Consider the following 14,742-nt stretch of genomic DNA (forward strand, 5'->3'; position numbering starts at 1 on the left):
ACGGGCGCACACTCACCAGACGCATGGACACCGACGCCTCGCGGTACCACGCGTTCGTTGGGACGTACACCGATGGCGACAGCGACGGCATCTACACCTGCTCGCTCGATCCGACGACCGGCGTGCTCGAACGCGTCGGCGTCACCGACGCGGGCGATGACCCGTCGTTCGTCGCGGTCCACCCGAGCGGCGACTACCTCTACGCCGTGAACGAGGTCGACGACGGCGCCGTCACGGCCATGGAGATCGACCGGGAATCCGGCGACCTCTCCGTGCTCAACCGGGTCGTCACCGGGGGCGGCGCGGACCCGTGTTACTGCGAGGTCGACGCCACTGGCGAGCATCTCCTCGTCGCCCACTACACCGGCGGCAGCGTCGCGGTCGTCCCCATCGGCGAGGACGGCCGCGTCGACGATCCGACGCACCTGGTCGAGCACGAGGGCTCCGGCCCGAACGAGGAGCGACAGGAGGCCGCCCATCCCCACAGCATCCGTGCGGGGCCGGCCAACCGGTTCGTCTACGCCCCCGACCTCGGCGCCGACCGCGTGTTCGTCTACGAGTTCGACGTCGACGCCGGCCGACTCGAACCGGCCGAGCAGCCCGCCGTCGAACTCCCCGGCGGTGCTGGCCCACGGCACATGGCCTTCCACCCGGAGGAGCCACTCGTCTACCTGCTGAACGAACTGGACTCGACGCTGACCGTCCTGGAGCGCGATCCCGACACCGGCGCGCTCGAGGTCCTCGACGCCGCCTCGACGCTTCCCGATGGCGTCGACGACAACCTCACAGCCGACGTTCACGTCCACGACTCCGGCGAGTGGGTGTACGCCTCGAATCGGGGCCACGACAGCGTCGCGGTCTTCGCCGTGGGCGAGGACGGCCGGTCGCTCTCGCGTACCCAGGTCGTCTCGACGGGCGGGGAGTGGCCTCGGAACGTCGCGCTCACGCCCGGCGGCGACTACCTGCTCGCGGAGAACGCCCACACCGACGAGGTCGTCACGTTCGCGATCGATTCCGAGGACGGGACCCTCGAGCCGACCGACGACGTCGAGGCGATTCCCTCGCCGACCTGCCTGCAGTTCCTCGCCGCGGAGTGACCCAAGGCCCGTCGAGCGCCGCGTTCCTCGACGCCTCTGTGGACGTTGCTACGACAGCAGAGAGTGAATGGCTCGGGGACGACTGGCGAAGCAGGTCGCCGTTACAGCCGTACCGGTGTAACGGATTGGCGCCCGTCGGCTCCAGTCAGTCGTGCTGGGCGCGCTGGTGCGTGACGTTGATCTCGATCTCGCGAGCCACGTTCGAGACGAGCTGGGGGTACTCCTCCCTGAACCGCTCCCCGCGGACGCGGTGGGTCGGGCCGGTCATCGCGAGTGCGCCGAGGACCTCGCCGGACCCCTCGTGCGTGATCGGGGCGCCGATCCCGCGCATCCCGTCGATGCGCTCCTCGTCGTCGAGCGAGAACCCACGCTCGCGGGTACGCTGAACGTCCTCGCGGAGTTCGTCCTCGTCGACGATCGTGTTCTTGGCGTGTCGATCGAGGTCGATCTCGTCGAGCACCGCCTCGAAGGTCTCCGTCGACAAGTTCGCGAGCATCGCCTTGCCGGTCGCGGTGGCGTGGATCGGGAGTTCCAGGCCGGGGTAGGAGTCCGTAGTCACGGCCTTCGACCCCCGCGCCTGGTAGACCGGAACGGAGTTGGTCCCGTAGAAGGCCGAGAGGACGGAGAGCTCCTCGGTCTCCCGGGCGAGGTTCGTCGCCGGGATCTGGCCGTGCTGGAACAGTTCGAGGTCGTCGCGAGCGTGACCGCCGAAGCGGAGCCACCGCAGCCCGACGACGTACCGGTCGCCGTCCCGTTCGACGAACCCGCGCTCCCGGAGGGTCGCGAGGTGGTCGTGGACGGTACTCTTCGAGACGCCGAGTTCGTCGGCGACCTCGGTGACCCTGGCGCCGTTGGCGTCCCGCAGGATCTCCAGGATCTCCAGCGCCGTCCCGATCGCCTTCACCCGGTCGGTCTCGCGCCCGTGCATACGACGGTCTTCGGTCCGGTTCCCCTTAGTTCTGTTCCCCATCACCGAACGATCGCGCCAGCGAGCGCCCGGCGAACCCGTTGTGTGGTAACGGGTAACGAACTCGCTTCTCATTGCGCCAGAATCTGGCGTTGTAGCGCTGCTAACCGCCGTTCGTAGCGCAACCGTTGGCAGCGAAGGAGGCCGAGTTGACGTCAGGACGTTCCGTAATAACGAACGATCGGCAATCTCGGAGTTCGTTCCAGTTCGCTGGAGACGGAGTTCCAGCTCTCAGGAGGCAGAGACGCTATCCACGGGCCCGCGGGCACGAGAGTACTCCGAGGACGTCGGGGCGTGTTCCGCTATTCCGAACGCCCTGGCGATCGGTATCCGCGATCGTCGGGAGAGTTACTCGTCGAGGTACGTCAGTACGCCGTCGACGTTGAGCCGGACGAGTTCCCACGCGACGCGCTCCTCGTACAGATCGGCGTACAGGTGGTCCTCGAGCAGCGCGTCGACGATGGCCGCGGTGTCGTCGTGGCGCTCGTGCAGTTCGGCGACCGCCTCGACCCACTCATCGAGCACCGTGCGATACTCGGCGATCGCCTGCTGGGGAGCCGTGTGTTCGCCGTAGTGCGGGAAGTAGATGGCGTCGAGTTCGCTGTCGGCGAAGCCGTCGAGGCTCTCCTCGATCGCGTCGGGATCGAAGTCCGGTGGGGGCGTGCTCGGGACGACCGTGTCGTCTACGTACTCGCCGCACTCGTCACCGGGGAACAGACAACCGTTGTCGCCGTCGTAGTACGCGACCTGGTGGGGTGCGTGACCCGGGGCGTGGACGACCTCCAGCGACCGTGCGCCGAGGTCGATCGTCTCGCCGCCCTCGAGGACGCGGATTCGGTCGCGAGGGATCGGCCGCATCGTCCCGTAGTCGTTTGCGAGATCGCCGACCGCTTCGTGGACGCCCTCGACGAGTTTCGGAACGACCTCCGGGTCGGAGATGAAGTCCACGCCGTACTCGTGACAGAGCACGGTCGCGTTCGCACAGGCCTCGACGATCTCGGCGGCACCCCCCGCGTGATCCATGTGGATGTGCGTGAGCGCGACGTACTCCACGTCCGCGGGATCGAGGCCGATCTCGTCGAGGGCGTCGAGAATGTGCGGCGCACCCGTCGAGAGTCCGGTGTCCACGATCGTGGGCTGTTCGTCGTCGACGACGTAGGCGGCGGTCCGCTCGGGAATCCCCATCTCGTGGGTGTCGACGACGTACGTCTCGGGACTCACGGCGACTGGTTCGACCATACCCGGCGTCACCACGCTCGCGGGCATAAACCTGTGGCCGGGCGGAGCGCTGACCGGGCGGGGCGGTCACTGGCCAGCGCGGTGACCCGGGACGGCGCTGCCGCCGGACCAACATTTATCGTACCGCATTACCGATTCAGGCCACACGATGGCTACCAAGAGACACGCCGAGCGGACTGCGATCGTCACCGGCGCATCCAGCGGGATCGGTCGTCGCATCGCACTCCAGTTCGCCGAAGAGGGCGCGAACGTCGTCTGTGCCTCCCGGAGCAACGAACCCCACCAGGGGGTACACCACGACACCGACGTCGCGAGGCCCACCGAGCAGGTGATTCGGGAGGACTACGACGGCGACGCCATCTTCGTCTCGACGGACGTGAGCGACCCCGACGAGGTCCGGAATCTCGTCGACGAGACCGTCGATCGCTTCGGCGGCATCGACGTGCTCGTCAACAACGCCGGCGTCTTCGTCGAGGGCGACTCCCAGGAGACCTCCGTCGACGACTGGCAGTTCATGCTCTCCGTCGACCTCGACGGCACGTTCTACTGCTGCAAGTTCGCGATCCCGCACCTCAAGGAGTCCTCGGGCCACATCGTCAACATCGCCTCGGTGAACGCGACCGAAGGCGGCTCCGGACCCGCCTATGCGGCGGCGAACGCCGGGCAGGTCAACCTCACCCGCGACCTCGCGGTCGAACTCGGTCCCCACGACGTCAACGTCAACTGCCTCTCGCCGGGCTACATCAAGACGCCGATCCAGGACTACCAGGACGAGGAGAGCATCCAGATCTCCCGGGAGCAGACGCTCCTCCCCGAACTCGGCGAGCCAGAGGAGGTCGCGACCGTCGTGACCTTCCTCGCTAGCGAGGAGGCGAGCTACGTCCACGGCGCCGACATCTACGTCGACGGCGGGTGGGCAGCCCACCGGGTCTGACCGTGTCCTACCTCGTCGTCGCCGACGACCTCACCGGTGCGAACGACACCGGTGCCGCGTTCGCCGCCACGGGCCAGGAGACGGTGATCGAGATCGAGGGCGGTGGAGATGGACGCGAGGACGCTAGCGATGCTGCCGTTCGGGTCGTCAACACCGACTCACGCTACAGCGATCCGGCGACCGCCGCCGAGCGAGTCCGATCGGCCGTCGAGCGTGCGCCCGACGCCGACGTCTACAAGAAGGTCGATTCGACGCTCCGGGGGAACCTCGTCGCCGAGATCGACGCGGCGATGGCGGCCAGCGGTGCGGACCTCGCGATCGTGGCCCCGGCGTTCCCGGCGACCGGCCGGATCACTGTCGGCGGCTACCACCTCGTCGAGGAGACGCCGGTGGCTGAGACCGCGGCTGGCCGCGACGCCAAGGGGCCGACGACGTCCCACGTGCCGACGCTCCTCGAGGCGTCGTCGTACCCGGTCGTCCACCGGTCGCTCGACGACCTCGGCGAGTCTGTGGCGCTCCGGGCGTCCTTCGAGGAACTGGCGGCCTCCGGCGACGGCGCCCTCGTCGTCGCCGACGCGACCACCGACGAGCACCTCGAACGCGTGGCCGACGCCGCGGCCGCGGCGAGGGAAGCGGCGGGCATCGACGTGCTGTTCGTCGGGAGCGGCGGGCTGGCGGCCCACGTGGGAAGCGGTGGATCGAGCGCCGTCCTCGGCGTCGTCGGGAGCGTCGCCCCCGAGACGTTCGAGCAACTCGAGGCGGTCCCGGACGACCAGGTCGTTCTACTCGACTCCGAACTGGTCGTCACCGAGCCGGCGGCCGCGGTCGCCGACGCCGCCGAGGCGCTCGGGCAACGGCTCGACGACGACCAGCCGGCCGTCGTGACCGCCGCGACCGACCGGGAGGACGTCGAAGCGACGCTCGCCGCCGGTCGGGCCACGGGGCTCGACGACGAGGAGATCCGCGACCACGTCGCCGAGGCTCTGGGGAAGACGGCCCTCACCGTCGAACGGGACCACGGGATCGACGGGCTGTTCGCGACGGGCGGCGCCGTGGCCACGGCGACCTTCGACGCGTTCGACGCGATGGGCGTCCGCCTGACGGGCCACCAGGTCGAGGCCGGTATTCCGCTGGGACGGATCCAGGGCGGACGGGCCGACGGCCTGGCGGTCGTCACGAAAGCGGGCGCGTTCGGCGGCGAAACGGCAATCGTTAATGGACTCCGCTTCCTCGCGAGGTACGATGACTGACCTGCCAGTCGTGGGCGTCACGATGGGCGATCCGGCGGGGATCGGGGCCGAAATCGTCGTCGAGGGGCACGACGAAATCGCCGCGCTCGCCGACGTCGTCGTGATCGGCGACGCGTCGGTCCTTCGCGCCGCCGTGGAGTGCTGTGACTCGTCGCTGTCCGTCGAGGCGGTCGACGACGTCGCCGAGGCGTCCTTCGCCGACGACGCCGTCAGCGTCCTCGACCTCGACCTCGTCGACGACCTCGAGTACGGGGTCATCCGCGAGGAGTACGGCGCGGCGAGCCTCGCCTACGTCGAGAAGGCGATCGAACTGGCGAAGGCCGGCACGATCGACGCGATCACGACCGCGCCCATCCACAAGCAGGCGACCCGCATGGCCGGCAGCGAGCACGCTGGCCACACCGGCCTGCTCGCCGCCCGCACCGACACCGACGTCTACTCGATGATGCTCGTCCACGACGACCTCCGCGTCTCCCACGTGAGCACGCACGTCCCGCTCCGAGAGGCCTGCGACCTGGTCACGACGGAGGCCGTCCTCGACACGATCCGCGTGACCGACGAGGGGCTCCGCCAGCTCGGCGTCGAGGAGCCAATCATCGCCGTCGCGGGACTCAATCCCCACGCCAGCGACGGTGGCCTGCTCGGCGACGAGGAGGCCGCGGAGATCGAACCCGCCGTCGAGCGAGCTCGCGAGGAGGGCATCGACGCGGTTGGCCCGGAACCGCCGGACACCGTCTATCCGCAGGCCGCTGGCGGCGCCGCCGATTGCGTCGTCTCGATGTACCACGACCAGGGCCACATCCCGATCAAGATGCTCGGCTTCGGCGACGGCGCCGTCACCGGCGTCAACGTGACGATCGGGCTGCCGATCGTCCGCACCAGCGTCGACCACGGGACTGCTTTCGATATCGCTGGCACGTGCCAGGCCGACCCGACGAGTCTGATCGACGCCGTCGAGGTCGCCGTCAGGGCTGCGCGGTAGCGGTCACGGCGTGAGGCCGCGAGGAGAGTTCGCGGAAACGACAACTGCGCCAGTGCGCTCAGGAACGCTCGGTAGGTCGACGGAACCGTACCGGCCGAGCGCCTCACCTCGCCGCTTCGATCGCGTCCAGTGCCTCGGGGTTCTCGACGCTGCTCAGGTCGCCGAGTTCCTCGCCCGTGTAGGCGGCCTGGACCGCACGGCGGACGATCTTGCCGCTCTGCGTCTTCGGGAACGCGTCGACGAACAGCACCTCGCGGGGACGGAACGGTTTGCCCTGCTCCTCGCCGACGGTTTCCATGATCCCTTCGGCCAGGTCCGAGTCTGGATCGACGTCCGGTTCGGGGACGACGTAGAGGACCACCGCGGTTCCCGTGGTGTCGTCGGGGACGCCGATGGCCGCCGCCTGGTTGACCGCGTCGTGCTCCATCGCGGCGCCTTCGACCTCCGCCGGGCCGACCTTCCGACCGGCGACGTTGAGCGCGTCGTCGGCCCGGCCGTGGAGGAACCACAGGCCGTCCTCGTCGACCTGCGCCCAGTCGCCGTGGTCCCACAGGTCCTCCCAGGTCGACCAGTACTCCTCGAGGTAGCGCTCGTCGCCGGACCACAGCGACTTCGTCATCGACGGGCAGGAGTCCTTGGCGACGAGGTACCCCCGTTCGTGCTCGTCGGCGACGGAGTTGCCCTCGGCGTCGACGACGTCGATGTCCATCCCGAGGCCGGGGCCGCCGAGCGTGCAGGGCTTCAGCGACTGGATCGGCATCGGCATCAGGAAGCAGCCACAGATCTCCGTGCCGCCGGAGATATTGACGATCGGACACTCGCCGCCGCCGACGTGCTCGAGGAACCACTGCCAGGACTCGGGGTCCCAGGGCTCGCCCGTCGAGCCGAGGAGCCGGAGCGAGGAGAGGTCGTGGCCCTCCAGCCACTCCTCGCCGTGCTTCCGGAGGGCGCGGATCGCCGTCGGCGAGATGCCGAACTGCGTGAGTCCGTGCCGGTCGATCATGCGCCAGAACCGGTCGGGCTCCGGGTGGTCGGGCGCTCCCTCGTACATGAACACGGTCCCGCCGAAGGTGTGGTTCCCGACGAGCGTCCAGGGGCCCATCATCCAGCCGATGTCCGACACCCAAAAGAAGCGGTCGGCCGGTTGCTGGTCGAACCCGAAGTGGATCTCCTTGGCGCACTGCGTGAGGATCCCGGCGTGCGTGTGGACGATCCCCTTCGGTTCGCCGGTCGTCCCGGAGGAGTACAGCAGCATCGACTCCTGGTCGGACGGGAGGTGTTTGGTCGCGTACTCGTCGGGCTGTGGGCCGATCGCGTCGGCCCACCAGGCGTCGCGCTCGTCGTCCCAGCCGACGTCGACCGCGCCGTCGCTCGCACCGATCCGGTCGACGACGACGGTGTGCTCGACGTGCCCCGCGGCCTCGATGGCCTCGTCGGCGGTGTCCTTGAGCACCACCTCGCTCCCACGCCGGTAGAAGCCGTCGCCGGTGAACAGGACGCTGCACTCGCTGTCGGCGATCCGGGTCGCGGTCGCGTCGACGCCGAACCCCGAGAAGATCGGCACCGCGATCGCCCCGACCTTGAGGCAGCCGTAGAGGATCGAGACGACCTCGGGGACCATCGGCATGTACAGCCCGACCGTGTCGCCGGTCTCGATCCCGACGGACTCCAGGTAGTTCGCGACCCGGTTCGCCTCGCGGTGCAGTTCGTGGTAGGTCACCTCGCGCACGTCGCCCGGCTCGCCCTCCCAGATGAGTGCGACCGAGTTGCGAGCCTCGGCGTCCACCGCGGCGTGCCTGTCGAGCACGTTGTGGGCGACGTTGAGCTCGCCCCCGGGGTACCAGTCGGTGAACTGCGGCCCGTCGGAATCGTCCCGAACCCGCTCGTAGTCCTCGTAGAACTCGATCCCGAGGTAGTCGACCAGTTCGTCCCAGAACCACTCGACGCCCGAGTCCGGTTCGCCGGGGACCTCGCTCGTGGTGCGCTCGATCAGTTCGTCGTAGTCATCGATGCCGTACTCCTGCATAAACTGCCAGACGTTGGTCGACTCGACGAACGACTCCTCGGGTTCGAACGCGAACGATTCGCTCCGCTGGGCGTCCTCGCGTGTCATCGTCACTGGAAGTGGACGGACGATCCTAATAATTGTACTGTGTGTCCCGGGCAGTCAGGGGTGCGATGCAGCGAGATGTGCACGCCAGATGCACCAATACCGAGCACGTGCCACGCATCGCCAGGAACGACGGCGCAGCGAGGAGGCGTGCCCGCTCGCCCGCCTCAGGTCCGATCGTAGTACGCCGGCGGCGACGATTCGGCGTCGCTCTCCTCGTAGAGGTCGAGCATGTCGAGCAACGCGCCGTCGCGGCGCTCCCGCACCGACTCGAGGTCGACGTCCGTCCAGTCGTAGATGCCCTTGCCCGTCTCCGTGCCGGTGTAGCCCTCTTCGAGGAGTTCCTCGATGACGGGGTTGGGATCGGTGCCGCGGTCGAGGTCGCCCATGAGGCGCTTCTCGACTTCGTGGTGGATCGCGAGGCCGGACTGGTCCATCTTCTCGAAGATACCCATGATCGGGAGGCGGAAGCCGAACCCTGCCTTGACCGCCCGGTCGATGTCCTGGGGCGTCGCGACGCCGCGGGCGAGCAGCGAGAACGCCTCGTAGGACATCGCCGCCTGGATCCGGTTGCCGATGAACCCGGGGACGTCCTTCTGGACGACGATCGGGGTTTTGTCCGCGTCCTCGAGGAGCGCACGGATTCGCTGCGCCGCCGCGTCCGTCGTCGCCGAGCCCTTGACGACCTCCACCAGCGGCACGAGGTGGGGCGGGTTGAACCAGTGGGTGCCGAGCACGCGACTCGCGTCCTCGACCGGCCCGGCGATCTCGTCGATGGAGATGCCGGAGGTGTTCGTCGCGAGGATCGCGTCGGCGGGGGCGTGCTCGTCGAGGTCCTCGAACACGGCCTGCTTGATCGCGGCGTCCTCAGCGACGGCCTCCGTCACGAAGTCGACGCCGTCGACGGCCTCGGCGACGTCGGTGTGCAGCGAGATCCGATCGAGCGCGTCGGTCGCCGCCGATTCGGAGTACCGTCCGCGCTCGGTGAACGTGTCGAGGGCGTCTGCGATGCGGTCGGGGCTGGACGCGAGCGTCTCCTCGTCGACGTCGAACAGGCGGACCGGGTGCCCGGCGAGCGCGTAGGTCAGCGCGATGCCGTGGCCCATCCTGCCCGCGCCGACGACGGCGATCCCGTCGACGTCGTGATCCGGCGCGTCGACGTCGTGGTCCGGCGCGTCGTGGTCGGTTGCATCGGCTGGTTCCGAGGCGTCTGCGTCGGGGGTATCGCTCATGGGCTCAGACGATCGCCGTGTTCTCGAGTCCCTTCAGCCCGAGGAACTCGCGGACCTCGTCGGGTTCGGCAGGCTCGCGGCCGGTCAGTTCGTCGCCGAGGCGGACGATCTTCTCGACCATCGCGGCGTTGGACTCGGCGAGTTCGCCGGGGCCGAGGTAGAGGTTGTCCTCCAGGCCGACGCGGGGGTTGCCGCCCATCGAGATCGCCTGGGTGGCCATGCTGAACTCGTTCCGGCCGGCGCCGATGACCGAGAAGGAGTAGTCCTCGCCGAACAGTTCGTCGGCGATCCGGACCATGTGCGTGAGGTTCGCGGCCGTCGAGGCGATGCCGCCGTGGATGCCCGTGACGAACTGGAGGTGGATCGGCGTCTCGATCAGCCCGCGGTCGACGAAGTGCTTGGCATTGTAGAGGTGGCCGACGTCGTAGCACTCGAGTTCGGGCTTGGTGTCGTGCTCGTTGAAGATCGGGAGGACGGTTTCGAGGTCCGCGAACGTGTTCTGGAAGATCAGGTCGCGAGTGCCAGCCAGGTACTCGGGCTCCCAGTCGTACTCCCAGTCGTCGTACTTATCGAGCAGCTGGTAGAGCCCGAAGTTGATCGACCCCATGTTGCAGGAGGCCATCTCCGGTTCGAGTTCGGGGACGACGCCGACGCGCTCCTCCGGCGGGTCCATCGGCGCCCCGCCGGTCGTCGGCTGGACGATCACGTCCGTCTCGGCGGCGATCCGTTCTGCGACCTCGCGAAAGAGGTCCCAGTCGTTGACCGGCTGCCCCGTCTCGGGATCCCGGACGTGGACGTGGACGATACTGGCTCCGGCCTCCGAGGCCTCGATCGCGGCGGTCGCGATCTCCGCTGGCGTCACCGGGAGGTGCGGAGACATCGTCGGCGTGTGGATCGCTCCCGTCACTGCACAGGAGACGATCATCTTGTCGAGACTGCGCATCTGGTAGCTGAATAGCGAATTTCGTTGTAAATAGATTGTGGTGGCCCCAGTGCGTACAGCTTGCCGGTTTCAACTGCGACGGCGTACAGTGGCGGGCCGCGCAGGGTGTTGTGAGGGCACCGCGAGGCCCTGTCATTCCCACACTCTGTGGTCCCCACAACTGGGGGACCACGCCACTGGCAGACTGCCTGCGCACAAAGTATTAATAATGAAAAAAGAGAACAGCAATCCGCTATGCAAGTCGGAGTATTGACTGTTCCGCTCGGCGGACAGTCGCTGGACGAAGCACTCGAGTACCTGACCGGCCTCGGCGTCGAGATGGTCGAACTAGGCTGCGGCGGCGACCCGGGCGACGACCACCTGCCGATGGACGAGTACCTCGACGACGAGGAGGCACAGGCCGAACTGCAGGCGCTCCTCGACGAGCACGGCGTCGGGATCAGCGCGCTCGCGACGCACAACAACCCGCTCCACCCCGACGAGGAGCGGGCCGAGGCGGCCGACGAACAGCTCCGGAACGCGATCCGGCTGGCCGACCAGCTCGACGCGAACACGATCACCTGCTTCTCCGGCCTGCCAGCGGGCGGTCCGAACGACGAGGTCCCGAACTGGGTCACAGCACCGTGGCCGAACGAGCACCTCGACGCGCTGGAGTACCAGTGGGAAGAGGTGGCGATTCCGTACTGGCAGGACATGGCCGAGTTCGCCGACGACCACGGAGTCGACGTCGCCATCGAGATGCACCCGAACTTCCTGGTGTACAACCCGCCGTCGATGCTGAAGCTCCGGGAGGCGACGAACGAGCGGATCGGGACGAACCTCGACCCCGCGAACATCGTCTGGCAGGGCATCGACGTGCCCGAGGCGATCCGCTACCTCGGCGAGGAGGACGCCATCCACCACGTCCACGCGAAGGACCTCCGCACCTACGAGTCCAACAAGGACGTCACCGGCGCGCTCGACACGAAGCCCTACACCGAGGAGATCGATCGGTCCTGGATCTTCCGCTCGATCGGCTACGGCCACGACATGGACTACTGGAAGGACCTCGTCTCGACGCTGCGGATGGTCGGCTACGACGGCACGCTCTCCGTCGAGCACGAGGACTCCCTCACCTCCGCACGTGAGGGCCTCGAGAAGGCCATCGGCACGCTCGACGAAGCGATCTTCGAGACCCAGCCCGGCGAGGCCTACTGGGTCGACTCCGACGTGTGACCATGTACGACGTAGGATTCCTCGGCTACAAGTTCATGGGGAAGGCCCACGGCAACGCGCTGGCGCGTCTGCCGATGTTCTTCCCCGAAGCCCCCGAGACGAATCGCCACGTCCTGATCGGCCGGGACGAGGAAGCGCTCGCCGACGCCGCCGACCGGTTCGGGTTCGAGACGACGAGCACCGACTGGGAGGCCGCGCTCGACGAGATCGACGTCCTGTACAACCTCGGTCCGAACTGGCTCCACGTCGAGCCGACGATCGAGGCACTGGACCGCGGGATCCACGTGTTCTCGGAGAAACCGCTCGCCCCGACGGCCGAGGACGCGGCGCGCGTCGCCCAGGCCGCCGAAGCCAGCGACGCGATGGCGGGCGTCGCCTTCAACTTCCGCGCGGTGCCGGCGCTGATCTACGCCAAACAGCTGATCGACGACGGCGTCCTCGGCGAGATCCACCACGTCCGGGCACAGTACCTGCAGGACTGGCTCGTCGACCCCGATGCGCCGTGGTCCTGGCGCAACGACGAGGAGATGGCCGGCAGCGGCGCGCTCGGCGACCTCGGCGCTCACACCGTCGACGCGATCCAGTGGCTCGTGGACGACGTCGCTCGCGTCAGTGGCCAGCTCAAGACGTTCGTCGACGAGCGGCCCGTCGAGGGACAGGACGCCCGCGGCGACTCCGTCGGCCACGAGGAGGGCGCCGAGACGGAGACCAAGCCCGTCACCGTCGACGACGCCTACACCGCCAACGTCGAACTCGAGAACGGCGCGATCGGGACGATCGAGGCGTCGCGGTTCGCGAACGGTCGGAAGAACGACCACACCATCGAGATCGAGGGCTCGAAGGGGAGCCTCCGGTACGACCACGAGCGCCTCAACGAACTCGAGGTGCTCCGGGAGGACGACCGCGGCTACGAGACGATCCTGGTCACCGACGCCGACGATCCCTACGTCGACCGCTGGTGGCCCCCCGGCCACATCATCGGCTGGGAGCACACGTTCGTCCACGAGAACTACGAGTTCCTCACGGCGCTCGAAGCGGGCGAGCAGTTCCAGCCCGACTTCCAGAGCGGGCTCCAGGTCCAGCAGGTCCTGGGGGCGATCGAGGAGAGCGACGAGACCGGCGCCTGGGTCGACGTCGACTGAACTGCGCTGGGTCGACGTCGACTGGACTGCGCTGGGTCGACGGCCGACCCAGTGTCCCCCGCCGGATCCGTTACCAGGGCAGCTCGAGGTCCCCGTTTTCGTCGAAGGAGAGCGGCTCCAGCGGTCCGACCTCGACGTCCGGATGCTCCGCGAGCTCCTCGGCAACCGGCGCAGAGACGAGCAGATCGTCGGGTTCGAGCGTGTTCTCGATCACGGCGGCCCGCAGGTCACCGATCGACTGGACGCCGGTCGTCGAGTTCGCGAGTGTGAGGGCGGTCGCGTCCGAGGGGACGACGAACGGAAGCTTCGCGCGGACGGGTTCACCGCTCGTGGCGATGTTGACGTAGGTGTCGCCGAAGTCGACGTCGGCGACGAGGTCCCGGTGGACGAAGTCCGCGAGCCCCATCCCGAGGGCGTTGCCGTGGGAGGCCGGGGTGAGCGACCGGACGTAGATCCGCGTGACGTCGATGGCGTCGGCGGGTTCGGGCTGGCCGTGGAAGAGCTGTCGGCCGACGACGTTCGTGTCCAGCCCCGTGCCGCTGACCTCCTTGCCCATCTCCTCGACGAGCAGGAAGTCGAGGTCGTCGACCGGGAGCGTCGGGAGGAGGTCGGCCGCGCGCTCGAGGAGCGCCGGTTCGCGCTCCATGATTTCCCCGGCGTCGAGCCCGACGATATCGGCCGCTCGCTCGTTCGCGTTTTCGAGCAGTGCGAGCCCGCCGACCACGGGCGTCTCCTCGATGAGAATCTCCGCGCGCTCGGGAATCACCTCCTGAAAGCCGCGGGCGAGCGCAGCGTTGTGCATCGCCTCCGCGCCGCGGTGCTTGCCGAGGCCGACCACGGCCATCTTCGCGAGGCCGCTCTCGTAGGGGCCGGCGTAGTCGGTGTGGGGCTTGACGCGATTCACGAGGAGGACGGCCTCGGCGTCGAGGGCGTCTCGTGCGGCGAACACGGGCCGACCGTCCTCGTCCTCCCCCACCTGCTCGACGGCCATCGAGGACCGGAACTCACAGCCGATCGTCTCCTCCGTGATGCCGAGTGACTCCAGTGTCTCGAGTTGGCCCGCCGCCGTCGCGCCGCCGTGGCTCCCCATCGCGGGCATGACGAACGGGGAGAGGCCGCGTTCGTCCAGCGCCGAGACGGTCGTCGCGAGCACCTCGGGGACGTCGTGGATCCCCCGGCTCCCGGCGGTCACGGCGACCTCGGCACCGTCGGCGAGCGAGTCGAGGCCGTCGATCGCGTCGAGTGCACGCCGCGTGGCGTCGGCGACGTCCGAGACGCGAGGATCGTCGCGAGAGCGCGTGGCCCGTGCGAACCGGGGGAAGTCCGCCGGCGTCACGTCCGCACTCCCTTCGAGGCGCTCCCTGCTCGGGAAAGCTAGCTCCATACGTCCAGACTGCCGCCGAGCGTAGTTAATGGTGCGGTCGGGGCGTTCTCCACCGGATCGTGGTACCGGGCTGAGAACGGCCCGGGGCCGGAGCGGGAGATGCGGTCGGCCGATCGACGGATGTGTCACCGATCGCTGGGCAGGTTGCCGATCCCCGGGCGGATTGCCGATCGCCGGACGGATTGCCGGATAGGTTGCCATCGCCGGGAGGTGCAGGGGCCGGCGTGGAGACCGCGGTGACGCGGCA

The 14,742-nt window shown here is 68.5% G+C and carries 12 protein-coding genes; 6 read left to right on the forward strand and 6 right to left on the reverse strand.

Features of this window, described 5'->3' with window-relative positions:
- Positions 1–23: 23 nt before the first annotated feature.
- Positions 24–1,097, forward strand: coding sequence for a lactonase family protein (locus tag L593_RS06415; protein ID WP_020446126.1), 1,074 nt, complete (start codon positions 24–26; stop codon positions 1,095–1,097).
- 145 nt (positions 1,098–1,242) lie between these two features.
- Here the strand turns inward: L593_RS06415 and L593_RS06420 are convergent, their stop codons facing one another.
- Both L593_RS06420 and L593_RS06425 read right to left on the reverse strand, forming a co-directional pair.
- Positions 1,243–2,025: an IclR family transcriptional regulator gene (locus tag L593_RS06420; protein ID WP_020446127.1), complete on the reverse strand. Its 783-nt coding sequence runs from the start codon at positions 2,023–2,025 to the stop codon at positions 1,243–1,245.
- Between the two features lie 387 nt (positions 2,026–2,412).
- Entirely contained in the window at positions 2,413–3,303 is an 891-nt protein-coding gene (locus L593_RS06425) for an MBL fold metallo-hydrolase (RefSeq protein WP_020446128.1), read from the reverse strand.
- Between the two features lie 148 nt (positions 3,304–3,451).
- Between L593_RS06425 and L593_RS06430 the strand changes: the two genes are divergently transcribed.
- Genes L593_RS06430 through pdxA form a run of 3 tightly spaced genes read left to right on the forward strand, consistent with a single transcriptional unit; the run spans position 3,452 to position 6,469 of the window.
- On the forward strand, positions 3,452–4,237 hold the full coding sequence (locus L593_RS06430) for an SDR family NAD(P)-dependent oxidoreductase (protein ID WP_020446129.1): 786 nt from the start codon (positions 3,452–3,454) through the stop codon (positions 4,235–4,237).
- A 2-nt stretch (positions 4,238–4,239) separates the two neighbouring features.
- On the forward strand, positions 4,240–5,487 hold the full coding sequence (locus L593_RS06435) for a four-carbon acid sugar kinase family protein (protein ID WP_049894355.1): 1,248 nt from the start codon (positions 4,240–4,242) through the stop codon (positions 5,485–5,487).
- Positions 5,480–6,469 (forward strand): 4-hydroxythreonine-4-phosphate dehydrogenase PdxA, encoded by a 990-nt coding sequence (pdxA, locus tag L593_RS06440; protein ID WP_049893928.1) that lies wholly within the window; start codon positions 5,480–5,482, stop codon positions 6,467–6,469. Before L593_RS06435 ends, pdxA begins: the two co-directional genes overlap by 8 nt.
- A 103-nt stretch (positions 6,470–6,572) precedes the next feature.
- Here the strand turns inward: pdxA and L593_RS06445 are convergent, their stop codons facing one another.
- The 3 genes from L593_RS06445 to L593_RS06455 all read right to left on the reverse strand — a co-directional run bounded on the left by L593_RS06445 (position 6,573) and on the right by L593_RS06455 (position 10,754).
- On the reverse strand, positions 6,573–8,582 hold the full coding sequence (locus L593_RS06445) for an AMP-binding protein (RefSeq protein WP_049893930.1): 2,010 nt from the start codon (positions 8,580–8,582) through the stop codon (positions 6,573–6,575).
- Positions 8,583–8,746: 164 nt separating this feature from the next.
- Positions 8,747–9,811, reverse strand: coding sequence for a 3-hydroxyacyl-CoA dehydrogenase family protein (locus L593_RS06450; protein ID WP_020446133.1), 1,065 nt, complete (start codon positions 9,809–9,811; stop codon positions 8,747–8,749).
- Between the two features lie 4 nt (positions 9,812–9,815).
- Positions 9,816–10,754 (reverse strand): 3-keto-5-aminohexanoate cleavage protein, encoded by a 939-nt coding sequence (locus tag L593_RS06455; protein ID WP_020446134.1) that lies wholly within the window; start codon positions 10,752–10,754, stop codon positions 9,816–9,818.
- 234 nt (positions 10,755–10,988) lie between these two features.
- Here L593_RS06455 and L593_RS06460 point away from each other — a divergent pair, with 234 nt between their 5' ends.
- Together L593_RS06460 and L593_RS06465 are read left to right on the forward strand one after the other, a co-directional pair.
- Positions 10,989–11,969, forward strand: coding sequence for a sugar phosphate isomerase/epimerase (locus L593_RS06460; RefSeq protein ID WP_020446135.1), 981 nt, complete (start codon positions 10,989–10,991; stop codon positions 11,967–11,969).
- 2 nt (positions 11,970–11,971) lie between these two features.
- A complete protein-coding gene (locus L593_RS06465) occupies positions 11,972–13,111 on the forward strand; it encodes a Gfo/Idh/MocA family protein (protein WP_020446136.1) in 1,140 nt (379 codons plus the stop codon).
- 70 nt (positions 13,112–13,181) lie between these two features.
- On the opposite strand, the gene L593_RS06470 is transcribed toward L593_RS06465, so the two are convergent.
- Positions 13,182–14,495: a lactate racemase domain-containing protein gene (locus L593_RS06470; protein ID WP_049893931.1), complete on the reverse strand. Its 1,314-nt coding sequence runs from the start codon at positions 14,493–14,495 to the stop codon at positions 13,182–13,184.
- Between the last annotated feature and the right edge of the window lie 247 nt (positions 14,496–14,742).

Origin of the sequence: Salinarchaeum sp. Harcht-Bsk1 (assembly GCF_000403645.1) — an archaeon.
Taxonomy (GTDB): domain Archaea; phylum Halobacteriota; class Halobacteria; order Halobacteriales; family Salinarchaeaceae; genus Salinarchaeum.